A 23177-nucleotide genomic window follows, 5' to 3' on the forward strand; every position below is an offset into this window, starting at 1 on the left:
CCCAGGCCGGACTGCCGGGCGCAGGCACCGATATCCACGCCGTGCTGCGCGACAGCCGCTTCGGCAGCCAGCCGCAGGCGCCTGCTTCACTGTCAGGGATCGTGCCTTACGACTCGCTGGGTATTCGCTGATGCCCGAGCAGTCCACGATGACGAAATCGCCGGGGCCCATGCCGGGGATGCAGCCAATGCAGCCCATCCAGCCCACGCATCACATCGGAGCCGGCGCGCGGGCCTTCGCCCCCGGCCTGCTTGCGATCCAGGAAAGCCCGCCATCTGCCCTGCCGCGGGCTGTGCTTGGCAGCGTAGCGGCGCTGGTGGTGCTGCTGTTGCTGTGGGCAATTTTCGGGAAGCTGGACGTGGTGGCCTCGGCCGAGGGCCGGCTGGTGCCACAGACCTATCTGAAGATCGTGCAGCCGGCGGAGGCCGGCATCGTGCAACAGATCCTGGTGCGCGAGGGTGAGCTGGTGGAGGCGGGGCAAGTGCTGATACGCATGGATGCCAGCATTGCCAATGCCGACACGCGCGCAATACGCAGCGAATCCGCGCTGAAGCGCTTGCAGTTGCGCCGCATCGATGCCGAACTGGCAGGGCAAGCGCTGACGGCCGACGGTAGCGATCCGCCGGAGCTTTTCGCGCGGGTGGCGGCGCAGCAGGCTGCCCATGTGCAGGCCCAGGGCGATGCGCTGGCGCAGGAGCAGTCGGTGCTCGACAAGACCCGGCACGACCTGCAGGCGGCGCTGGAACTGCTGCGCAAGTTGCAGGAAGCGATACCCGTCTACCAGCGCAGTGCTCTGGCCTTTGCCCGGCTTGGCCGTGAGGGTTTCTACGGCGCGCTGGCCGTCGAGGAAAAGCAGCGCGAGCTGATGGAGAGGGAGCAGGACCTGCGTGCCCAGACAGCGACGGTCGCCAGCCTGCGGGCCACGATCGCCGCCAGTGAAAAGCGGCTGTCCGGGATCCGGTCTGGCTACCGCAGCGAACTGCACAACGAGCGCGCCGATATCGATGCCCGGTTCCGCCAGTTGCTGGAAGAAGGCAACAAGATCGACCACAAGTCAGGCCTGCTGTCATTACGTGCGCCACAGCGCGGCGTGATCAAGGACCTGTCCACCCATACCCCCGGCACGGTAGTCGGCCCAGGCACAGTGCTGATGTCGCTGATACCCAGCGGCGATCCCCTGCAGGCCGAAGTCTATGTAAAAAACGAAGACGTGGGATTCGTCCATCGGGAGCAGCGCGTCAGGCTCAAGCTGAGTGCCTATCCATTCCAGAAATACGGCATGCTGGATGGCACCGTGGTGCATGTCGGTCCGGATGCAGCCGACATGGCTCCTGCTTCTCCTGCTGCGCCAGCCGGCGTCACGCCCAAGGATGCCGACCAGGCTGCGACCGGCCTGCGCTACAAGGCGCTGGTGCGACTGGACCGCCAGGATTTGCCGCTGGAGGGCAAGCCGCTACGCCTGGACGCCGGCATGCAGGTGGTGGCAGAAATCCATCAGGGACGGCGCACGGTGATGGAATACCTGCTGTCCCCGGTGCAAAAGGCATGGCAGGAGGCGGGGCGGGAGCGGTAGGGACAGTAACCAGGGGAGCGCCAAGGGAACAACATGCAAGCGGTATGGCTACATGGGACTCCCTTGTAACAATTCCGTAACCATCGCCCCGTAGACTCGCCACAATCTGTCGTAAGGCAACCGGACATGCCGATCGATAGTCAGGTGTGTCGCCCGACGGTGACACACCGATCCCGGTTTCGATGCCGGGCGTCCGCGATCGGGCGCTGGCAGGCGGACGCAGTCCACCCTTCTTTTTTCTCCTTCCAATGCATCCTGAAAAATTGCTGCCCTCGCCTGCAATCCTCCTCGCTATTGCGACATTTGTTCTTGGCATGCTGGCGACCGTCAGCATGTCCCCGGCACGTGCCGCGACTCCCGGATCACTGGTGATCGGCCAGGTGATTGATCTCAGCGGCCCGAATGGCGCAATCGGACGCGATTACGTAGCAGGGTTGCGCACCTTCTTCGACATGGCAAACAAGAGCGGCGGCGTGGCCGGCAAGAAGGTCGAACTGGTGGTGCTGGACGACAAGGGCGATGCAAAGGCGGCTGCCCAGGCGGCTGCGCAGCTAATACAGCAGGAGCGTGTGCAATTCCTGTTCGGCGGCGTCGGCGAAGAAACTACCCGCGCCATTACCGGCAGCGCCGCATTCCAGAACAGTGGCCTGACGCTGTATGCGCCGCTGGGCGTGGCGGTGTCGTCGCCCAGGGTTGCGCTGTGGCGGCCACGCCATGAACTGGAACTCGCCTTCCTGCTGAATCACTTCCAGAAAATCGGCATTACCAGCGTGGCGCTGGCGGTGCAGCAGAGCAAACTTCAGCAGGACATGCTTGGACGCGCGCTGTCCATGCTCAAACAGAACAAGATGCAACACAAAGGCAGCTGGACCCTGGCCAGCGACCACGGCGAACTGGCAAAACAGGCCCGGCACATCGCCAGCGTCGCACCCGGCGTCGTGATCGTGCTGGGCGATACGCTCGAAATCGGCATGTTCCTGAAGGCCTATCGCCAGCATTCCCCGGCCGGATTCATCGCCGGCACGTCGCTGGTCAGCCTGCCGACATTGCACGAAGTTGCCGGGGCCAGAAACCTTGAGTGGACGGTTTTTTCGCAGGTGGTGCCGGACGCCGGCAGTGCAAAATCGCGGCTGCAAAAAGAGCATGCCGACATGATGGAACGCTTCCGTGACGAGCCGGTCTCCTCCCTGACGCTGGAAGGCTACGCCGCCGCCAAGACGCTCGCTGCGGCGATCGAGAAAAAGATGGTGACGCAGCATCAGGGCGTGCAGTCGATCCGCATTGCGCCGGCGATCGACCTCGGCGGCCTGGTCGTCAAAAATGCGGCGCCGGAAGACGGCCTGTCGTCGTGGTTCGACATGGCGCTGCTGGGCAAGAACGGCCGCCTGCGATTCTGACCAGGGGTCCGGGAACGGGCCTTCTGTCCAACCGCGACAGCTGGCAGGCCCTCCCCTCCTCGTCATTTTACGAATATCCCTACTCGATTTTCTTCGTTTGCCGACTCGCTGCGGTCGGGGAAAATGCGTCAGGTCTTGTCATGACAAGGCCTGATGGATACATCTCCGCCATCAGGGCCACGCTGTCTGGATGCCGGTTTTCCATTTAGCACCCCCTCCATCCAGCGGCAACACATTCGGATACCGGCTCCCGGGCGAGCCGGGTATACGGCACGAGCCAGGCAATGCGCACCAATATACCCACCATTGAAACTGAATATGACGTCGTCATCGTCGGCGGCGGCACGGCCGGTCCGATGGCCGCGATCAAGGCCAAGGAACAAAATCCCGCGCTGCGGGTGCTGTTGCTGGACAAGGCTCACGTCAAGCGCAGCGGTGCAATCTCGATGGGGATGGACGGCCTGAACAACGCCGTCGTTCCCGGCTTTGCAACGCCCGAGCAGTACACCAAGGAAATCACGATCGCCAACGATGGCATCGTCAACCAGTCGACGGTGTACGCCTATGCCAGGCACAGCTTCACCACCATCGAGCAGCTTGACCGCTGGGGCGTCAAGTTCGAGAAGGACGCCACCGGTGATTACGCCGTGCGCAAGGTGCACCACATGGGCGCCTATGTCCTGCCGATGCCGGAAGGTCATGACGTGAAGCGGGTGTTGTATCGCCAGCTCAAGCGCGCCCGGGTCGAAATCACCAACCGCGTAATAGCCACCCGGCTGCTGACCGCCGCCGATGGCAGCGTCAATGGCGTCATGGGCTTCGATTCCCGCAGCAGCGAGTTCCACGTGATCCGCGCCAAATCGGTGGTGCTGGCCTGCGGCGCTGCTGGCCGCCTTGGCCTGCCGGCATCCGGCTACCTGATGGGCACTTACGAAATCCCCACCAACGCCGGCGATGGCTATGTGATGGCCTACCACGCAGGCGCCGAGCTGGCGAACCTGGAGTGCTACCAGATCAATCCGCTGATAAAGGACTACAACGGCCCGGCTTGCGCCTACGTGACCGGTCCACTGGGAGGCTACACCGCCAACAGCCACGGCGAGCGCTTCATCGAGTGCGACTACTGGAGCGGCCAGATGATGCTGGAGTTCTACAACGAACTGCAAGGCGGCAAAGGACCTGTTTTCCTGAAGCTCAACCACCTGGCCGAGGAAACGATCCAGACCATCGAGACCATCCTGCACGGCAATGAACGGCCCAGCCGCGGCCAGTTCCACGCCAACCGCGGCACCGACTACCGGCATCAGATGATAGAGATGCATATCTCCGAGATCGGGTTCTGCAGCGGGCACAGCGCGTCAGGCGTGCATGTGAACGAGCGCGCCGAGACCACCGTACCGGGCCTGTATGCCGCCGGCGACATGGCAGCCGTGCCTCACAACTACATGCTGGGCGCGTTCACCTATGGCTGGTTTGCCGGCACCAACGCGGCGCAGCGCGCCAGCGCCGTCGAGTTGTCCGCGGTGGATGCCGGGCAGGTCGAGCGCGAGCGCCAGCGCGTATACGCGCCACTGCTGCGCACGGAAGGATTGCCGCCACAACAGGTCGAGTACAAGCTGCGCCGCTTCGTCAATGACTACCTGCAGCCGCCGAAAGTCACGCGCAAGTACGAGATCGGCCTGCAGCGTTTTGCCGAGATCGGCGAGGACCTGGACCATCTGCACGCGCGCGACGCGCACGAACTGATGCGCGCCGCCGAGGTGTCGGTGATCCGCGACTGTGCGGAGCTGGCGGCCCGGGCTTCACTGTTCCGCACCGAAAGCCGCTGGGGCCTCTATCACCTGCGCGCGGACTACCCGGAGCGCAACGACGCCGACTGGTTCTGCCACGCCCATGTGAAGAAGGATGGATCCGGCCGCATGACCCACTTCAAGCGCGAGGTCGAGCCCTACATCATTCCCATCGCCGACGATGAAAAAGATGCCTATGGCCGCCTGCGCGTGAACCGCAGCGCCAGCCAGGCGAATGCCGCCGCCCCTGCGCCCGCCACTGTCTGATTTTTCAGGAGTCACCCATGCCTTTTCAAGCCCGCAGCATTACCCAGATCAGCGAGGCGTCGGTCACGGTCGACCCGGACAAGTGCATTGCCGAGAAAGGTTGCACGGTCTGCATTGACGTCTGCCCGATGAACATCCTGGCCATCGATGCCGAAACCGGCAAGGCATACATGAAACACGATGAATGCTGGTACTGCCTGCCTTGCCAGAAGGATTGCCCGACCGGCGCGATCCAGGTTGGCATTCCCTATCTTCTTCGCTGATCCGGAACCGGTCCGGCCTGCAGAAAACATCAAACCTTCAAAGGGACACCCATGACATTCCCCCGCCTTGCACGCAACCTCCTGGCCCTGGCAACGCTTTCCGCCTCATTCCTTGCCCAGGCAGAAACCGTGCGCATCGCCATCGGCACGCAGGACACGACCATCAACTGCGCCACCGGCGGCCTGCTGATCCGCGAACTGAAATTGCTCGACAAATACCTTCCGCGCAGCGGGAAGTACAAGGACGTGAAGTACGATATCCAGTGGAAAAATTTCACTTCCGGCGCTCCCCTCACCAATGAGATGGTCGCCGACAAGCTGGATATTGGCACCATGGCCGAATTCCCGGGTTCGGCCAACGGCGCCGCTTTCCTGAAAGCCGGCAAGAAGAGCATCTTCGTCACCGTCCTGTCCGGAAGCGTGCTGGGCAGCGGCAACGGCGTGGTGGTTCCAAAGAACTCGCCCTACACGTCGCTTTCCGAACTGCGCGGGCGCACGATCTCGGTTCCTTTTGCCTCGGCTGCACACGGCATGCTTCTGCGCGCCTTGAAAAGCCAGGGACTGGACCCGGAGAGGGACGTCACCATCATCACCCAGGCGCCCGAGGTAGCAGGCCCGGCGCTGCAGTCCGGGAAAATCGACGCGCATGCGGATTTCGTCCCGTTTGCCGAACTGTTTCCCTACCGTGGCTTTGCGCGCAAGATCTACGATGGGGTGCAATCCTCGACCCCAACTTTCCACGGATCGCTGGTGGGCGCGGAATTCGCTCGCAAGCACCCTGAAGTGGTCGTCGCCTTCCTCCGTGCCGCCATCGAGGCAGACCAGCTGTTCGCCAGCAACCCGGAAAAATATAGCGAGCTGATCGAAAAAATCACTGGCATCGACGCCCCTGTGAGTTACCTCTTCCACGGTCCGCTCGGGCTGCAGACACGGGACTTCACCTGGAAGCCGGAATACCGCCAGGCGCTCGGGACAGCCATCGATACCCTGCACCTGATGCGCCGCATCGAAATCAAGCCTGATGCTGCCAACTTCGTGGACGACCAGTACATCCGGACCGCATTCAAACAGGCTGGGCTGAATTACGACGCGCGGCTGAAGAACAACGAGCCGCTGGCACTCAAAAGCAACGATGCGTTGACCGGCAAGCCGATCACCGACACCAAACGCCTGGCCGGACTCTGGGTTGCAGGCGAGCCCAAGGTACGGCATTACGCGTCCATAGAATCGGCGGTCGGCGACCTGGCCAAGCTGGAAAAATCCGGCAAGAAGGTACGCGCGGTTTACGTGCATGACCTGATCCACCGGATCAAGTTGCTCGGCACGACGGCGTGGTATGCACGTGATGCCAGGGGCCAGGTGAGCGCCTTCCTGCAAAAGGACGCCGCCGTCGCCTACGCTGCGGCCAACAAGAGCAGCGTGCTCGACTACGCCGCCCTGCGTGCGGCCGGCAATCTGTGAGCGGAAGGTCGCGCCACGCCGCCCTGATCTGGTCAGGGTGGCTGCTGTCGCTCGCGGTTTGCCTGCTGCTTTGGCACCTGGCATCGACCAGGCACCTGAACCTGGCCGTGGTGACGTTCGAGTACGTGCCCGCCCCTCTCGAAGTCCTGCGTGCCGCCTGGGATTTGCTGCATTCGCCCAAGCTGCAAAACCACTTGTCCAGCAGCCTGGCCCGGGTGGCCGCAGGCTTCGCGCTGGCCGCAGTGGCGGGCATCGGTCTCGGATTGGCCATCGGACGTTCGGCCTGGGTGCGCACAGCCCTCCTGCCCCCGCTGGAAATCGCTCGCCCCATCCCCGCGGTTGCCTGGATTCCGCTATCCATCCTGATGTTTCCCTCATCCGAGGCAAGCATGGTCTTCATCACTTTTGTCGGCGCCTTGTTTCCGATCCTGCTCAGCACCATTCATGGCGTGAACTCGGTCGACCAGCGCCTGGTTGCCTCGGCACGCAGCCTGGGCACCGGGCCATGGCGACTGTTTGCCCAGGTCATCCTGCCGTCCGCTGCCCCAGGCATCCTGACCGGGCTGACCATCGGCATTGGTACATGCTGGTTCTGCCTGGTGACTGCTGAAATGATCTCGGGCCAGTACGGCATCGGCTATTACACGTGGGAGTCGTACACGGTGCAGAACTACGCCAACATCGTGGTCGGCATGCTGCTGATCGGCTTCCTGGGCCTGGGCAGCAGTGCCCTGGTTCAATGGAGCGGCTCGCGCCTGATGCCCTGGTACCGTCCCGGAGGCCGACCATGAGCGCCGTGTTCCATGAAACGCAGGAAGCACTGGAGGCACAGGGAGCGCAGGCCACACCCGCCGCAGCGGCGCCCGGCCTGATCGACATCGACGATGTCTCGGTGCATCTCGGCGAGGGTGCGCAGCGCTTCGCCGCACTGGACCAGGTCACGCTTCGCATCCAGCCGGGCGAATTCGTCTGCCTGCTCGGTCCGTCCGGATGCGGAAAATCAACCTTGCTCGGCGCCCTGGCGGGCCACCTCAAGCCGACCCGGGGCCAAGTACTGCTGGACGGCAAACCGATCAGCGGCCCGGCGCCCGAGCGCGGCCTGGTATTCCAGCATCACACGCTTTTTCCGTGGCTGTCAGTGCAGGACAACATTGCCTATGGCCTGAAGATGCAGGGCGTGGCGCGCGCCGAACGCCGGCGCCAGGCGCAGGCCATGTTGACCGACGTCGGGCTCACGGGTTTTGAGACCCGTTACCCGAACGCCCTGTCCGGCGGCATGCAGCAGCGCGTCGAGATCGCACGCGTCCTGATCAATCGTCCCCGCGTATTGCTGATGGATGAGCCGTTCGGCGCGCTTGACGCATTGACCCGGCTAAGGATGCAGGAGTTGCTACTGGAACTGTGGAGCCAGCGACGCATGACCGTGGTTTTTGTCACGCACGACATCGACGAAGCGCTGTTCCTGGCCGACCGCATCCTGGTCATGAGCGCTCGTCCGGGCCGCATCATGGAGGAGTTGATCGTCCCGGCCAGCCGGCCGCGCGGCGCGGACTGGCTGACAAGCCCGGCGTTTTCTGCCCGCAAGCGCCACTGCCTGGACCAGTTGCGCTCGCCAGAAGGCGGCCCGCCGCTGGAGAGGCTTTCACCGCTGGCCGGCCCGGCGGCGAACTAGCGACCCGGGCCTTGCCCCGGCGCTCCCGTCACTTTCTTTTTTACCCCTTCCGTCATGAGCCATAGCTTGCCCCCTCCGCCCGCCGCCGACGTGGAACTGTCCGCGCTTTTCCCCCGCCTGGGCGATCCCGATGCCACGGTACGCCGGCTGGCCCTGATCGAGCTGGCCGACCTTGAAAACGAGGACCATGTGCCGTGGCTGGCCGCCGCGCTGGACGATGCCGATGCCGCGGTACGGGCGGAAGCCGCCGGCCGCTTGAGCTACCGGGAGGACCCCGTCAGCCTGGCGGCCCTGCTGAATGCCTTGACCGACAGCGACCAGGCCGTGCGTGATGCAGCCGCATTCAGCCTGGGAGAAATCCGCGAGCCGGAAAGCGGACAGTGGCTGCTGCCAGCGCTGGCATCGCCGGAGCCGTTTGCACGCGCCGCCGTGTTACGCGCGCTGCGCGAACTGCGCCTGCCCGCCAGCTTCCTGCCAGCCCTGAAGGCCACGCAGGACACGTTTGCGCAGGTGCGACTGGAGGCAGTGGGCGTGCTGGGCTGGCTGAAGCGGGTCGAGGCGCTACCGGCGCTGATCCATCTCGCCAATAGCGACCCCGATCCGGAAGTCCGGCGTGCCGCAGTCGGGGCCATCGGCCTGGCCACCGATGCCAGCGATGCCAACGTGCTGGCATCACTGCTGCAAGCCTTGCAGGACCCAGCCTGGCAAGTTCGCGAGGAAGCCGCAACCACCCTCGGCAAATTGAAGCTGGCAGGCAGCTTGAACGCCTTGCTCGATGCATTGGAGGACAGCTACTGGCAGGTACGCCAGCGCGTCACGCGCGCGCTTGGCAGGCTCGGGGATGCCCGCGCCGTGCCTGCCATTACCGGCTCCGCTCTCGTACATGGTTCGGCCAACCTGCGCAAGGAAGCTGCCATTGCCCTTGGCGAAATCGCCGACCCATCCGCCGTGCCGGCGCTTGAGCAGGCGGCACAGGATGGCGATCCCGAAGTGCGCAAGGCGGCGCGCCTGGCCCTGGGCATGATTGGGCAGCGCGCCTGAACACAAGTACTGGCCTGCCAACATGAACACCGCAAGTGCAACACCCCCCAACGACGGCCGCCACGACCTGGCCGGCCTGAGCCTGGATCTCGACACCCTTGAACAGGCCTACCGGCATGGCGGCCTGACGCCATTGGCGCTGGTTGAAGAACTGGAGCGCCGCGCTCTCGTTACTGTGGATGACAAGGTCTGGCTGTATCGCCTGCCCTTGCCCGCGTTGCGGGATGCCGCCCAGGCACTCCAGCAACGGGCTGCGCGCGGCGAAGTGCTGCCCCTGTATGGCCTGCCCTTCGGCGTCAAGGACAACATCGATGTCGCAGGCCTGCCGACGACAGCAGCTTGCGAAGCCTTGCGCTACACGGCGACGCGTACTGCGGCCGTGGTTGAAAAGCTGCAGGCGGCCGGCGCGCTGTTGATCGGCAAGCAGAACATGGACCAATTCGCCACCGGGCTGGTGGGAGTGCGCTCGCCGTCCGGGCATTGCCGCAATCCCTTCAATCCGGACTTGATCCCGGGCGGCTCGAGCTCGGGTTCGGCGGTGGCGGTCGCGACCGGCCAGGCCAGCTTTTCGATTGGCTCGGACACTGGCGGTTCGGGCCGCGTGCCAGCCGCGCTAAACAACATCGTCGGCCTGAAACCGACACCCGGCCTGGTCAGCACCTACGGCTTCCTGTACAACAACCGCACTTTCGATGTTGCGCCGGTGTTCGCCCTTACCACCGGCGATGCCTTGCAGGTCCTCGATGTCATCGCCGGTCATGACGAGCGCGATCCCTGGAGCGTGATCGGGCAGGATTGGCGCAAGTCCGCAAACACCTTGCGCGAACGTTTCAGGTTTGGCCTGCCGGCTGCGCAGCATCTGGAATTTTTCGGCGATCTGGAGGCCAAGGCACAGTTCGAACGCGCACTGAGCTGGCTGCAGATGCTGGGCGGCGAGCCGATGGAAATTGATTTTTCAGCGTTCGCGGAAGCCCGCTCGCTGGTGTTTGACAGCCCGCTGGTGGCCGAGCGCTGGATCGATTACGGCGCCACGGTCGAGTCCCATCCGGACGCGGTGCATCCTGCCGTGCGCCAGTCATTGCGCGCCGGCCGGAACTACAACGCACAGCAGGCTTTCGAATGCCTGTACCGCCTGGAATCGCTCAAGCGCCGGGCCTGGAGCGCCCTGAAGGATGTCGACGCGCTGGTGTTGCCGACGGCCGCCACGATTTACCGCTGCGATCAAGTGGAGGCCCAGCCCCAGGCTCTCAACACCAACATGGGCTACTACACCTACTTTGCCAATCCCTTGCAACTCAGCGCGATCAGCGTGCCGGCGGGCTTGCGCGAAGACGGCCTGCCGTTTGGCCTGAGCTTCATCGGCCTGCCGTTTGCCGACCTTCGCGTGGCGGCGCTGGCGCAGCGTTTTCATGCCCGCATCGGCGGCATGCTCGGCGCCACTGCGGCGCCGAACTGCAGCGGCAAGCCATACTGATCAGGGCTGGCTGGCGCGCGCCGTGCGCGCCGGCGCATTGTTGGCGTTGTTGGCGGCGCCATCAGCGCCGTACCACGGCAGCAGGCGTTTGATCAGCCGCGTGAACAGAAAATCGGCGAGGAAACCCATCAGGCCAAGCGCAATCAGGCCGGTAAACATCTGGTCGACCCGGAATACCTGCTGCGACATCTGGATCAGGTAACCGACCCCGAACATGGCGCCGGCCAGTTCCGCTGCCACCAGCAGTACCATGGCCACCGACAGGCTGATGCGCAATCCCGCAATGATGAAGGGCAAGGCACCCGGCAACACCACGAACAGCAACATGCGCCAGCCGCGCGCGCCCAGGCTGGCTGCGGCCCGCCCCAGCAGCGGGTTGGCGTCGCGCACACCGAGGTAGGTATTGACCCAGACCGGAAAAAATACGCCCCACGAGATCAGGAATATTTTCGACACCTCCCCGATGCCAAACCAGAAAATCGCCAGCGGCACGAAGGCGAGTGCCGGCACGGCGCGAAACATCTGCAGCAGCGGGTTCAGCAGCCCCTGCAGAAAGCGCGAGCGCGCCATGGACACGCCCAGCACCACGCCCAATGACGCGCCTATGCCAAAGCCGGCGATGGCGCGCCACAAGCTGGCTTCGAGGTGGGCCTGCAGTTCACCGCTGGCCAGCATGGCGGCCGCGGTCTGCACGATCGTGGCCGGGCCTGGCAGCATCACCGGATCCACCCAGCCGCTGCGGCTCAAGCCTTCCCAGGCACCAAAAAACAGACCCGTGCCGAGACTCCCAAGCACGAGCGATGAAGACCAGAAAGAACGATATTTCATGAATTTCAGTCGACTGTCTCGAAGCCGATCAGCTCGGTCAGGTGCTCATACAGCGCGTTGAATTGGGTGCTGGTGCGCCGCCGTGGACGCGGCAGGTCCACCTTCAGGTCTTCCACCACGCGCCCCGGGTTGGGTGACAGCACCAGGATGCGGGTGCCCAGCAAGATCGCCTCGCCGATATTGTGGGTGACGAACACGACCGTCTTGCCCTGGGATTCGTGAATCTGCAGCAACTGCTCCTGCAAGGAGCCACGGGTCATGGCATCCAGCGCCGCGAATGGCTCGTCCATCAGCAGCACGTCGGGATCGGGCGCCAGTGCGCGGGCGATGGCCACGCGCTGCTTCATGCCGCCCGACAGCTCGAACGGATAACGCCTGGCCGCCGACTCCAGGCCCACCAGCGCCAGATGGCTTGCGACGACAGTTGAGCACTGCGCCGCCGACAGGCCTTTCATGCGAAGACCAAAGGCCACGTTGTCGGCCACGGTCAGCCACGGAAACAGCGAATAGTCCTGGAACACCACGCCGCGCTGCGGGCTGGGCCCCCTGACCGGCAGCCCGCCCACGCTGAGCTGTCCCTCGCTGGGCGACAGGAAGCCGGCGAGCAGGTTGAGCAGCGTGGTTTTGCCGCAGCCGCTGGGGCCAAGCAGGCAGACGAACTCGCCGGCCTGGATCGACAGCGAAACGGCGCTGAGTGCCTGGTTGGACTGGCCCAGCGCACTTTCGTAGCGGTGGCCCAGGCCTGCACATTCAATGAATGACACGATTGTTCCCTATTTTTTGCGTGCTTCGTCAAGGAAGCGCGTGACGACCACAGCATTGAAGTCAGGCAGCTTGGCATCCGGACGCGTGAGCTTGTTGTCGATCGCCCATTTGGCCTGGCTTTCGAGTTCCTTCACCAGATCGGCCTTGTCGAGGTCGACATCGAATTTCAGGCGTGGCCAGAAGCTGCGGGTTACCGCCGGATCGAGCTTGATGCGATCGGCCACGATCTTGATTGCGCCCTCGGGATCGGCTTTCAGCGACTTGTCCGCCGCCAATAGCGCGCGCAGGGCCTTGACCAGCAACTCGGGATGCTTGTCGATGGTGGACTGCAAGGTAATGATGCTGGAGTGGCTGCGATACAGACCCGGCGTGGAGATCGCATGGATCTTGCCCTTGCCCTGCTTGATGGCTTGCGAAATGTGGGGCTCGGTCCAGATGAATGCGTCCAGGCTGCCATTCACCAGGCTGGTGACGAAGTCAGATGGGGTGAGGCTGATCGCCGTCACATCGGTCAGTTTCAGGTCGGCCGCGCCAAGCGCCTTGAGCAGGTAGTAATGCGCATTGGTCCCTTGTGAATAGCCGATGCGCTTGCCTTTCAGGTCCTTGAGCGACTTGATGTCCGTGCGTGTCACCACGTCGAACGGTTCATGGCGGTTGAGCGTGCCGATGACGCGCACCGGCAGGCCGTTGAGCGCAGCAAACGCCACCGGCGTTTCAGCCGCCGTGCCGATCAGGACGCTGCCACCGACCACCGCGTCCAGCACCAGGCGTCCGCTGGCGAAGGTGACCGACTTGGGATTGAGTCCTTCCTTCTGCCACAGCTTTTGCTGGTCGGCCACGAAGAACTGGCCCCAGCCGGCGGCCAGGCCCTCGCCGATAACCACATCCTGCGCGCTGCATGTGGCCGACGCCATGGCCGAGATTGCAAGGAAAGCCAGGGCGCGCACAGGGCGCCGGATCGAGTCGATCATTCTGTTCATATCAAAGTGCTCTTTTGGTTCATGGATGAAAAACGTTTGCGGAAGCGATCAGGCCGGGTCGGCTGGCCGGGCGAAAGGGCGGGCAAACTCGAATGCCCGTGCGGCACGCAAAACCAGGGCGTCGTTGTACTTGGCTCCGACGATCTGCAGGCCGACCGGCAAGCCGGCTTTGGTCAGGCCCGCCGGTACCGAGATGGCGGGTTGCTGCGAGAAATTGAAGGGGTAGGCAAACGCCGAAGGGGTGACGCCGCGCGTGCCGGTCGTGCCCGCATGATCGGCAGGCAATGCCGGCACTGCGGTGCTCGGCGTGATGAGCAAATCGTAGTCGCGGTGGAACAGCGCCAGATGGCGTCCGAACGCTTCGCGGGCCTGGACCGCCGCCAGGTAAGTGACGGCATCCAGCAAGCTGCCACGCGCGCCGACTGCTTGCAGGTTCGGGTCGACCCGTTCACGCTCGGCGGGAGTCAGGCTGGCCAACAGGCGCGCCACGGCCGCATCGGCGAGGACGCGGTAATCAGGCAGCGGATCCTTGATGCCAGGATCTGCCCGCACCACGGTCGCCCCCAGTTCGGTGAAGACGGCTGCTGCCTGTGCCACCAGTTCGGCCACCTCGGGATCAACCTCGGCATAGCCCAGGTCAGGACTGAAAGCGATGCGCAAGCCGGCTACGCCGCGATCGAGGCCGTTGAGCCAGTCCGCCGATGGCGCCGGCAAGGCATTCCAGTCGCGCGGATCCGGCTGGGCAATTACCTGCAGCAGCAGTGCCGCATCGCCCACCGTTCGTGTCAGCGGCGTCACATGAAACAATGTGCCCGTATGAGCCGAGGGATAGCCAGGCACGCGGCCGAAAGTCGGCTTGAAACCAACGACGCCGGAATTGGCTGCCGGCAGGCGGGTGGAGCCGCCGCCATCGGTGGCCACATGCAGTGGACCGAATCCCAGTGCCGCACCTGCGGCGGAGCCACCGCTGCTGCCGCCGGCGGTGCGCGACAAATCCCAGGGGTTACGGGTGATGCCGGTCAGCGGGCTGTCTGCCAATGCGGTCCAGCCATACTCCGAGGTGGTGGTCTTGCCCAGCAACACGGCGCCATGTTCGCGCAAGCGCGCAGTGGCAGGCGCATCTTCATTCCAGTCCTGCTTGGGATCGATGGAGAGGCTGCCGCGCAGAGTCGGCCAATTGCGCGCCCAGATCAGGTCTTTCAACGCTGCGGGAACCCCATCCACCAGTCCGATCGGCGCGCCCTTCTGCCACCTTGCTTCGGACTCGCGCGCGGCCGACAAAGCGGCCTGCGGATCGAGCAGGACAAAGGCATTGACCTTGGGCTCAAGCCGTTCGATGCGGGCCAACACCGCATTGACCGCCTCGACCGGCGAAGCCTGCTTGCTGCGGTAAAGCACGAGCAACTCTTCCGCAGATGCCAATGAAAGATCTGTGACGTGCGATGCCTGCGACGGCGTGATGGGCTGTTGAACTGCGGACATTAAATGACTCCTGCCTGGATAAGGAGTCTGAATAATATTCAGCAGGAAAAATTTGGAACAGGAATGGTTTTACATATCGTTAATTGGAAAATGCGATCCATGCCGCTGTGCCAGGCATTGATGTCCAGAACCTTGTCCGGCATGAAGCGCTGAGTAATGGCAGCATCGGTGTCCTCAAGTACGCGGCCACTGTCGAACGAGTCACGATGGGGTTACCAACCGGCGCCCGAAACAATCAAATCAAACATCCATTAATCCCATCACTTGAGTTCGTACCAGACACCCCGCCCTCTGCCCTGCTGATTCAAATGACCGTGCTCGACCAGATTGCGAAAATGTTGCTTCAGCGTGTTTCGACTGACACCCGTCAATTTGATGGCATCGCCGATCGTGACGCGCCCGTGCTCACGGGCAAATTCGACGATCTGCAGTGATAGCTCGGGCAAGGCCGCCAGTACGATCTTCTCGCGCTCGACCTTCTTTTCCAGTCGCCTGACCTGTTCGGCCAATGACCGCAGGAAGAACACCAGCCACGGTTGCCAGTTGGTTGCATCCGTCCGGATCGACCCCTGCGTCTGCCGCAAGGCAAGGTAGTACGCCTCCTTATTGAGCTCGATCACGCTTTCTAGTGAGCTGTAGGGCACGTAGGCGTAGCCAGCCTGAATGAGCAACAAAGTGGTCAAAACACGGCTGAGGCGTCCGTTGCCATCCTGGAACGGGTGGATCTCCAGGAACACCACCACGAAGATCGCAATGATCAACAGCGAGTGCAACTGCGCCTTGTCGCGCTCCTCATTCACCCAGGTCACAAGTTCAGCCATCAGGCACGGCGTGTCGAACGGGCTTGCCGTCTCGAACACGATCCCGATCTGCACACCGTTTTCATCGAAAGCGGCCACGCTGTTCGAGTTGGTCTTGTACTGTCCCCGGTGCCGCGAGTCCTTCTCGCTGTGACGCAGCAGGATCTGGTGCAGTTGCTTGACATGGTTCTCGTTGAACGGGATGTCCCGCCAGGAGATGAACACCAAGTCCATCAGCTCGGCGTAGCCAGCCACCTCCTGCTCATCACGGGTCTCGAAAGACTGGATGGCCAGGTTGGAAAGCAGTTTCTCCACCTCCCTATCGGTCAGCTTGCTGCCTTCGATACGGGTAGACGACCCGATGCTCTCGATGGTGGCCACCCTGCGCAAGGCAGATAGACGATCAGGCGCAAGCGTGCCCAAGGCGCGCCAAGCGCCTTTGAACTCATCAATCCGAGCGATCAGGCTCAAGATCTCAGGGGTGATCTGAAGGGTGTCAGAGCGAAGCATGGAACCAATAATACACCCAATAACACCCATTTATAAAGATGGTAAGTCCATCGATCCTACGAGAGGAAATGGGTGTGAATGGATGTTTTATTGGTTCGCGCCGTGCGCCTCGCGACGGTCAGCAGGATGGATTTGCCAACGTCGTCAACAACAGTGAACTGCTTGCCAATGGAGCCAGCCTGCCGATACCCCTGCATGACAAGCGTCAAGCCAGCAGAGAGGCGTCGGCGGGGGTGAAAGGGTTGGACGAGTAGCGCTCGCGAGGCAAGGCCCGGAATCCGCGCCAACAACTGGGGGAAATGGGCGAAAAAAAACCAACCGAGAACGGTTGGTTTTTTGAATAGTGGTGGCGGGTGGTTGACCATGTGCCGACTGGCCTCCCGAGCTTAATTGCACTGGAGCGGGCTGCTGCGGGCTTGCGGGTGGCGCGCGGAGCTTGCACAAAGAAAAAGGGCCCGGAGATAAGTCCGAGCCCTTGTGTATGGTGGAGCGGATGAGGATCGAACTCACGACCTTCGCATTGCGAACGCGACGCTCTCCCAGCTGAGCTACCGCCCCAGTGAATCCTATTCTTAAGGATTCCATCCCGGCATGCAAGCCATCCGGCAAAAATATCCGCTCCCCGGAACACCCCCGCCACCAATACCCCGCTACCGCCCAAAACCGTTCAAAACCCCAGCCGCGCCCCTGCCCCAAGCAGCGTGGCCACCCCCAGCGCCGCGAAAATCAGCGCCGCAATCCCGTGTACCAGGCGCACCGGAATCCGGTGCGCAATGCGGGCGCCGAACAGGACGGCGGGCACGTTGGCGATCATCATTCCCAGCGTGGTGCCGGCGACCACCAGCAGCAGGGACTGGTACTGTGCCGCCAGCGCGACCGTGGCGATCTGGGTCTTGTCGCCCATCTCGGCCAGGAAGAATGCCAGCAGCGTGGTGCCGAACACGCCAGCGTGAGCCAGGTGGGCGTCGCGCTCGTCGAACTTGTCGGGCACCAGGATCCAGGCTGCCATCGCGATGAAGGAAATGCCCAGTCCCCAGCGTAGCCATTGCGGATCGAGCAGCGAGGTCAGCAGCGCGCCAATGGCGCCGGCAAAGGCGTGATTGAACAGCGTCGCGACGAATATCGCGGCGATGATCGGTAAAGGTTTGCGGAATTTCGCGGCCAGGATGAAGGCCAGGAGTTGGGTCTTGTCGCCGATTTCAGCCAGCGCGACAACACCCGTCGAGAGCAGGAAAGCTTCCAATTTGCAGATCCATCGCCGGGGCTGTAACGGTTGACCATGCAGCTGCCCCGGCAATGGAGTGCGGCATGGTCAAAGGTCTTGCCAGGTTCAGGACTGCCTGCGCCATGAGCCCGGCGTGCGGGATCAAGCATGTTGACGAAGGCCCCTTCGCTTGCGAAGGGCGGCTACTCCCCAATGACCTCGGCATTTTACGATGCCGCACCCTTCACCGTCACGGCAATTGTTGTGGCATGAAGCGCAACGAAGCCTGCAGGGACTGCTGTTGCAAGGCTGCGCTGCGCTAATATAGCGCCACCTACAAACTGACACGCACTCCTCTTTCATGGCCCCTGCCGACCTTCTTCTCGCCGCGCCCCACTCCTTGCTGCCCAGCCTGGTCGCCGCCGTTTTCGGCCTGATCATCGGCAGTTTCCTCAATGTCGTGATCTACCGCCTGCCGCGCATGATGCAGCGCGAGTCGGACAATTACGTTGCCGAGGAGAGCGGCAAGCCGGTGCCGCATACCGACCGCTACAACCTGGCCGTGCCGCGCTCGGCCTGCCCCAAGTGCGGACACCAGATCACGGCAATGGAAAACATTCCGGTAGTCAGCTACCTGGCGCTGGGCGGCAAGTGCAGCAACTGCAAGACGCCGATCCCGGCCCGCTACCCGATCATCGAGTTGCTGACCGGGGTGCTGTCGGGCTACCTGGTGTGGCAGTTCGGCAGCGGACTGGCCGGGTTTGCGGCCTTGCTGTTCTGCTATCTGCTGATCGCCATGACCTTCATCGACGCCGACACCCAGTTGCTGCCCGATGACCTGACCTACCTGCTTCTGTGGGGCGGCTTGCTAGTCAACCTGGCAGGCACATTCGTACCGATCCACACCGCCGTGATCGGCGCCATCGCCGGCTACCTGTCCCTGTGGTCGGTGTACTGGGCGTTCAAGCTCGCGACCGGCAGGGAAGGCATGGGCTATGGCGACTTCAAGCTGCTGGCGGCGCTGGGCGCATGGATGGGCTGGACCATGCTGCCGCTGATCATCCTGCTGTCGTCGATCGTCGGCGCGGTGGTCGGCATCAGCTTGATCGTGTTCAAGAGTCACGGGCGCGACGTCCCTATTCCGTTCGGCCCCTACCTGGCGGCCGCAGGGCTGATTGCGCTGATCTTCGGCAAGCCGATTGTCCAGGCCTGGCTGCCGGGAGCGTACTGACATGACATCCGCACCCTTGCGCCTGCCATTCTCGGTGGGCCTGACAGGCGGCATAGGCAGCGGCAAGAGCCTGGTGGCCGACATGCTGGCCGAGCGCGGCGCAAGCCTGATCGATACCGATCGCATCGCCCATGCCCTGACTGCCCCCGGCGGCGCCGCCATGCCGGGCATACGAGAGCAGTTCGGGGATGATTATGTGACGCCCGAGGGAGCAATGGACCGCGACCGCATGCGGCAACGGGTGTTCTCGGATCCCGACGCCAAGAAGCAGCTGGAGGCGATCCTGCATCCGCTGATCCGGGTCGAGACCGAGCGTGCCGCACAGCGCGCGAGCGGGCTGTACCCGATCTTTGTGGTGCCGCTGCTGGTGGAGTCCGGCAAGTGGGCCGATCGCGTGTCGCGGGTGCTGGTGGTCGACTGCCCCGAGTCGCTGCAGGTAGAGCGGGTCATGCGGCGCAGCGGGCTGACGCAAGAACAGGTGCTGGCAATCATGGCAGCGCAGGCCACGCGTGAACAACGGCTGGCGGTGGCTGACGATGTGATCGTCAATGACCGCGATCCGGCCGCGCTCGCGCCTGAAGTGGACCGGCTTCATGCGCTTTACTCGTCACTTGCACGGGCGGCAAGCAATCAATAGTTACAGGGTTTGTAATTTCGCCCGGCATGGGTCAGAATCACGTACATTGTCGGACCGGCCTCCACTACCCTACGGATGCAACATTGATTGTCTACGAATACCCTTTCAACGAGCGCATTCGCACGTTGTTGCGGTTGGAAGACCTATACGAGAAGTTCGCTTTCTTTGTGCAGCAAGGCCATGCGCTGCATCACCACGTCGCGCTCTCCACCATCTTCGAGATGCTGGAAGTCGCCGGACGCGCCGACCTGAAATCCGACCTGCTGCAGGAACTCGAACGGCAGAAGCACGCCTTGCTAGGCTTCCGCAGCAACCCTAACGTGCAGCCCGAGATGCTGGACGCCATCCTGGGCGAGGTCGACCAAGTCAGTTCCGCATTGATCGCCGCACAGGGCCGGACCGGCCAGCATATCCGTGAAAATGAATGGCTGATGAGCATCCGCGGCCGCACCATCATTCCGGGTGGCGCTTGCGAGTTCGACCTGCCTTCCTACCATGCCTGGCAACAGCGCCCGACCGAAAGCCGGCTGCAGGACATCTCCAACTGGTTCGGGCCGCTGGAACCGCTGTTCAATGCAATCGGCCTGGTGCTGCGGCTGCTGCGCGAATCAGGTCGCCCCTCCAAGTTCATCGCACAGGCTGGCAGCTACCAGCAGATGTTGCAAGGGAAGGTCTACCAGATGCTGCGGCTGACGCTGGACGAGTCGCTGGGAGCGATCCCGGAGATTTCCGCCAACAAGTACATGCTGTGGGTGCGCTTCACGCTGCAGGACGGCGACATGAAGCCGCGCCCCATCGAGACCGACGTTCCGTTCGAACTGACGCTCTGTAATTTCTGACAGATCCATCCATGGTTACCGTTGTAAATTGCCCAACCTGCTCGGCCAAGGTCGAATGGAAGGAAGAGAACAAATACCGGCCGTTCTGCTCGCTGCGCTGCAAGCAGATCGACCTGGGCGCATGGGCCGAAGAGAAATACGTGATTCCTGCGGTGAATCCGCCGCAGGACATTGAGGACGAGAATCGCGAGGGGTAGTCAGGGGGCATTCCTGAAAAAGTCACGCCGCATTACATTGCGTTGACCCCATCCCCACCCCAGCCCTCCCCTTGAAAGGGAGGGAGCGTTCTTGGCGTGCGTCGCGCCATGCTTTCAATCAGGATATGAGTAATGCCTAGCTTACAAGGCGAGGTTTACTGATCCACCCGGTACAGCCACTCCAGCAGTGGTATGGTCGCCGGCAGCACCGGTTCCACTTCCACATTCCCCTGCCACGCAAAAGCCTGCCCTTCCAGGCTTTGCGGTTCGCCCTGCCAGGCGCGGATGATGAAGAAATGCAGGTGGACGTGGGCGTGGGGATAGACGTGCTCGACGCAGCACCAGGGCTGGGCCTGCAGCACCTTCACCCCCAGCTCTTCCTCGAATTCACGCTTGAGCGCGTCCAGCACGCTCTCTGACGGCTCGACCTTCCCGCCCGGAAACTCCCAGTAACCCGCATAGGGCTTGCCTGGCGGACGCTGCGCCAGCAGCAGGCTGCCGTCGGACTTGCGCATTACCCCTACGGCAACGTCGATGGCGGGCATTCGCTGCTTTCCGGCCGCTTAGCGGCCAGCCTTGCCGGCGTGGTCCTTGGCAAACTGCCAGGCCACGCGCCCCGAGCGCGAACCGCGCTGCAGCGCCCATTGCAGGGCCTCGTGTCCGGACGCCTCGATCTCTTCCTCGCCGCAACCGAAATGCCGCAGCCAGTGGGCAACGATATCCAGGTAGTCGGCCTGCCGGAACGGATAAAACGACACCCACAACCCGAAGCGTTCGGACAGCGAGATTTTCTCCTCGACGGTCTCGCCGGGATGCAGGTCGCCATCGTCGGTGTGCGTGTAAGTCGCATTGTCGGACATGCGCTCGGGCATCAGGTGGCGCCGATTGGAGGTGGCATAGATCAGCACGTTGTCCGACTGCGCTGCGATGCTGCCATCGAGCGCAACCTTGAGCGCCTTGTAGCCGCCCTCGCCTTCCTCGAACGACAAGTCGTCGCAAAAAATCACGAAGCGCTCAGGCCGGGCGGCGACCAGTTCGACGATGTCGGGCAGGTCGACCAGGTCTTCCTTGTCGACCTCGATCAGGCGCAGGCCGCGGTCTGCGTACGCGTTCAGGCAAGCCTTGATCAATGAAGACTTGCCGGTGCCGCGGGCGCCGGTCAGCAGCACGTTGTTGGCGGGCTTGCCGTCGACGAACTGGCGCGTGTTCTGCTCGATCTGCTCCTTTTGCCGCTCGATATTGTGCAGGTCGCCAAGCGTGATGCCGGAACGGTGCGTGACCGCTTGCAGGTAGCCGCCGTCGCGGCCGCGCTGATGGCGCCAGCGGAATGCGGTCGAGGCCTCCCAGTCCAGGGGCTTGGTGTTCGCCGGCAGCAGCGCTTCTACCCGCGCCAGCAATGTCTCGGCGCGGTTGAGGAATCGTTCAAGTTCAGTCATGTCGTTGCTGGATTTGCTGGATTTGCTGGATTTGCTGGTTTCGCTGGTCTGGCTGGCTTCGCTGCGGCCTCAGGACCGGTAGTCGGCATTGATCGAGACATAGTCGTGCGACAGGTCGCAGGTCCAGATGGTGGCGGCATGCGATCCGCGCGCCAGGCGCACCCGCACGGTGATCTCGCTTTGCTTCATCACCCGCTGGCCGTCTTCCTCGCGGTAGTCCGGATTGCGTCCGCCGGCCTTGGCCACCAGTACATCGTCCAGATAGAGGTCGAGCTTGCTGACATCGAGATCGTCGACGCCGGCATAGCCGATGGCGGCCAGGATGCGGCCCAGGTTGGGGTCGGAAGCAAAGAAAGCGGTCTTCACCAGCGGCGAGTGGCCGATCGAATAGGCGATCTTGCGGCATTCTTCGACGCTGGCGCCCTGCTCGACGGTGATGGTCATGAACTTGGTCGCGCCCTCGCCGTCGCGCACGATCATCTGCGCCAGCTGCTGCGAAAGGGCCAGCACTTCGGCGGCCAGCGCCGCATATTCCGGCGAGTCGGCCGAGGTGATCTGCAGCCCGGAAGCGCCGGTTGCGATCAGCATGAAGGAATCGTTGGTCGACGTGTCGCCGTCGATCGTGATGCAGTTGAACGACTGGTCAGCAGCTTCTTTCACCAGTCGGGCCAGCAGCGGCTGCGGCAGTCCGGCATCGGTGGCGATGAAACCCAGCATGGTCGCCATGTTCGGCTTGATCATGCCGGCGCCCTTGCTGATGCCGGTCAGGGTGATCTGCTTGCCGCCGATGGTGGCCGTGCGCGAAGCCGCCTTGGGCTGCGTGTCGGTAGTCATGATCGCTTCCGCCGCCGCCTGCCAGTTGTCCATTTTCAGGTTGGCAATGGCCGCCGGCAGGCCGGCCGTGAGACGCTCGACCGGCAAGGGCTCGAGGATCACGCCGGTGGAAAACGGCAGTATCTGATTGGCCTGGCAACCCAGCAGCGCAGCCAGCGCGGCGCAGGTTTCGCGCGCAGCCGCGAGGCCCGGTTCGCCGGTGCCGGCATTGGCGTTGCCGGTGTTGACCACCAGCGCGCGAATCGGCCTGTCCAGATGCTGGCCCAGGTGTTCCTTGCACAGTTGCACCGGTGCTGCGCAGAAGCGGTTGAGCGTGAACACGCCGGCAACGCTGGCGCCTTCGGCCAGGCGCATCACCAGCAGGTCCTTGCGGTTCGCCTTACGGATGCCGGCTTCGGCAAAGCCGAGTTCAATGCCGGGTACCGGCAACAGGTTCGAAGGAAGTGGGAGATTGACCGCCATGTCCGTGCTCTCGTGGTTTCTGGTTGTGGGTCAT

At 63.2% G+C, this 23177-nt stretch carries 22 protein-coding genes, 1 tRNA gene and 1 riboswitch; of the genes, 13 read left to right on the forward strand and 10 right to left on the reverse strand.

Annotation, left to right across the window (positions count from 1 at the left end):
- Positions 1 to 148 precede the first annotated feature (148 nt).
- The 9 genes from FVE66_RS16320 (at position 149) to FVE66_RS16360 (ending at position 10938) form a co-directional block, all read left to right on the forward strand.
- Entirely contained in the window at positions 149 to 1573 is a 1425-nt protein-coding gene (locus FVE66_RS16320) for an HlyD family type I secretion periplasmic adaptor subunit (protein ID WP_241673252.1), read from the forward strand.
- Positions 1574 to 1905: 332 nt separating this feature from the next.
- Positions 1906 to 2970 carry an ABC transporter substrate-binding protein gene (locus FVE66_RS16325; RefSeq protein WP_161993310.1) on the forward strand — a complete coding sequence of 355 codons (1065 nt, stop codon included), beginning with the start codon at positions 1906 to 1908 and terminating at the stop codon, positions 2968 to 2970.
- 284 nt (positions 2971 to 3254) lie between these two features.
- Entirely contained in the window at positions 3255 to 5027 is a 1773-nt protein-coding gene (locus FVE66_RS16330; RefSeq protein WP_206668779.1) for a fumarate reductase/succinate dehydrogenase flavoprotein subunit, read from the forward strand.
- A 17-nt stretch (positions 5028 to 5044) separates the two neighbouring features.
- Entirely contained in the window at positions 5045 to 5290 is a 246-nt protein-coding gene (locus FVE66_RS16335) for a 4Fe-4S dicluster domain-containing protein (protein ID WP_151448541.1), read from the forward strand.
- A 51-nt stretch (positions 5291 to 5341) separates the two neighbouring features.
- Positions 5342 to 6751 carry an ABC transporter substrate-binding protein gene (locus FVE66_RS16340; protein WP_151448542.1) on the forward strand — a complete coding sequence of 470 codons (1410 nt, stop codon included), beginning with the start codon at positions 5342 to 5344 and terminating at the stop codon, positions 6749 to 6751.
- Complete coding sequence (locus FVE66_RS16345; RefSeq protein ID WP_151448543.1) at positions 6748 to 7542, forward strand: ABC transporter permease; 795 nt, start codon at positions 6748 to 6750, stop codon at positions 7540 to 7542. Before FVE66_RS16340 ends, FVE66_RS16345 begins: the two co-directional genes overlap by 4 nt.
- Positions 7539 to 8423 (forward strand): ABC transporter ATP-binding protein, encoded by an 885-nt coding sequence (locus FVE66_RS16350; protein WP_151448544.1) that lies wholly within the window; start codon positions 7539 to 7541, stop codon positions 8421 to 8423. Before FVE66_RS16345 ends, FVE66_RS16350 begins: the two co-directional genes overlap by 4 nt.
- Before the next feature lie 54 nt (positions 8424 to 8477).
- Positions 8478 to 9464, forward strand: coding sequence for a HEAT repeat domain-containing protein (locus FVE66_RS16355; RefSeq protein ID WP_151448545.1), 987 nt, complete (start codon positions 8478 to 8480; stop codon positions 9462 to 9464).
- A 22-nt stretch (positions 9465 to 9486) separates the two neighbouring features.
- On the forward strand, positions 9487 to 10938 hold the full coding sequence (locus FVE66_RS16360) for an allophanate hydrolase (protein ID WP_151448546.1): 1452 nt from the start codon (positions 9487 to 9489) through the stop codon (positions 10936 to 10938).
- On the opposite strand, the gene FVE66_RS16365 is transcribed toward FVE66_RS16360, so the two are convergent.
- The 7 genes from FVE66_RS16365 to FVE66_RS16395 all read right to left on the reverse strand — a co-directional run bounded on the left by FVE66_RS16365 (position 10939) and on the right by FVE66_RS16395 (position 17546).
- Positions 10939 to 11766, reverse strand: coding sequence for an ABC transporter permease (locus tag FVE66_RS16365; protein WP_151448547.1), 828 nt, complete (start codon positions 11764 to 11766; stop codon positions 10939 to 10941).
- Positions 11767 to 11771: 5 nt separating this feature from the next.
- On the reverse strand, positions 11772 to 12530 hold the full coding sequence (locus FVE66_RS16370; protein ID WP_194164407.1) for an ABC transporter ATP-binding protein: 759 nt from the start codon (positions 12528 to 12530) through the stop codon (positions 11772 to 11774).
- Positions 12531 to 12539: 9 nt separating this feature from the next.
- Complete coding sequence (locus FVE66_RS16375) at positions 12540 to 13511, reverse strand: ABC transporter substrate-binding protein (RefSeq protein WP_151448549.1); 972 nt, start codon at positions 13509 to 13511, stop codon at positions 12540 to 12542.
- Positions 13512 to 13559: 48 nt separating this feature from the next.
- Positions 13560 to 14993, reverse strand: coding sequence for an amidase (locus tag FVE66_RS16380; RefSeq protein WP_151448550.1), 1434 nt, complete (start codon positions 14991 to 14993; stop codon positions 13560 to 13562).
- 260 nt (positions 14994 to 15253) lie between these two features.
- Positions 15254 to 16264, reverse strand: a complete 1011-nt coding sequence (locus FVE66_RS16385; protein WP_241673253.1) for a Fic family protein — start codon at positions 16262 to 16264, stop codon at positions 15254 to 15256.
- Between the two features lie 521 nt (positions 16265 to 16785).
- Positions 16786 to 16861: transfer RNA gene (locus tag FVE66_RS16390), tRNA-Ala, on the reverse strand.
- Between the two features lie 109 nt (positions 16862 to 16970).
- Positions 16971 to 17546 carry a TMEM165/GDT1 family protein gene (locus FVE66_RS16395; RefSeq protein ID WP_151448552.1) on the reverse strand — a complete coding sequence of 192 codons (576 nt, stop codon included), beginning with the start codon at positions 17544 to 17546 and terminating at the stop codon, positions 16971 to 16973.
- Between the two features lie 5 nt (positions 17547 to 17551).
- Positions 17552 to 17731: riboswitch (yybP-ykoY riboswitch) on the reverse strand.
- Positions 17732 to 17868: 137 nt separating this feature from the next.
- Here FVE66_RS16395 and FVE66_RS16400 point away from each other — a divergent pair.
- The 4 genes from FVE66_RS16400 to FVE66_RS16415 all read left to right on the forward strand — a co-directional run bounded on the left by FVE66_RS16400 (position 17869) and on the right by FVE66_RS16415 (position 20411).
- Positions 17869 to 18738 (forward strand): prepilin peptidase, encoded by an 870-nt coding sequence (locus FVE66_RS16400; RefSeq protein WP_151448553.1) that lies wholly within the window; start codon positions 17869 to 17871, stop codon positions 18736 to 18738.
- A gap of 1 nt (position 18739) precedes the next feature.
- Positions 18740 to 19375 (forward strand): dephospho-CoA kinase, encoded by a 636-nt coding sequence (coaE, locus tag FVE66_RS16405; RefSeq protein ID WP_151448554.1) that lies wholly within the window; start codon positions 18740 to 18742, stop codon positions 19373 to 19375.
- A gap of 83 nt (positions 19376 to 19458) precedes the next feature.
- Positions 19459 to 20214 (forward strand): cell division protein ZapD, encoded by a 756-nt coding sequence (gene zapD, locus FVE66_RS16410; protein WP_151448555.1) that lies wholly within the window; start codon positions 19459 to 19461, stop codon positions 20212 to 20214.
- Positions 20215 to 20225: 11 nt separating this feature from the next.
- Positions 20226 to 20411: a DNA gyrase inhibitor YacG gene (locus FVE66_RS16415; RefSeq protein ID WP_151448556.1), complete on the forward strand. Its 186-nt coding sequence runs from the start codon at positions 20226 to 20228 to the stop codon at positions 20409 to 20411.
- A 155-nt stretch (positions 20412 to 20566) separates the two neighbouring features.
- Here FVE66_RS16415 and FVE66_RS16420 read toward each other — a convergent pair whose 3' ends face one another.
- The 3 genes from FVE66_RS16420 to argJ form a co-directional block, all read right to left on the reverse strand.
- Positions 20567 to 20956 carry an NUDIX domain-containing protein gene (locus tag FVE66_RS16420; RefSeq protein WP_151448557.1) on the reverse strand — a complete coding sequence of 130 codons (390 nt, stop codon included), beginning with the start codon at positions 20954 to 20956 and terminating at the stop codon, positions 20567 to 20569.
- A gap of 18 nt (positions 20957 to 20974) precedes the next feature.
- Entirely contained in the window at positions 20975 to 21847 is an 873-nt protein-coding gene (locus tag FVE66_RS16425) for an ATP-binding protein (RefSeq protein ID WP_151448558.1), read from the reverse strand.
- Between the two features lie 69 nt (positions 21848 to 21916).
- On the reverse strand, positions 21917 to 23143 hold the full coding sequence (argJ, locus tag FVE66_RS16430) for a bifunctional glutamate N-acetyltransferase/amino-acid acetyltransferase ArgJ (RefSeq protein WP_151448559.1): 1227 nt from the start codon (positions 23141 to 23143) through the stop codon (positions 21917 to 21919).
- Between the last annotated feature and the right edge of the window lie 34 nt (positions 23144 to 23177).

The sequence above is a fragment of the Lacisediminimonas profundi genome, assembly GCF_008831265.1.
Classification (GTDB): Bacteria; Pseudomonadota; Gammaproteobacteria; order Burkholderiales; family Burkholderiaceae_D; genus Lacisediminimonas; species Lacisediminimonas profundi.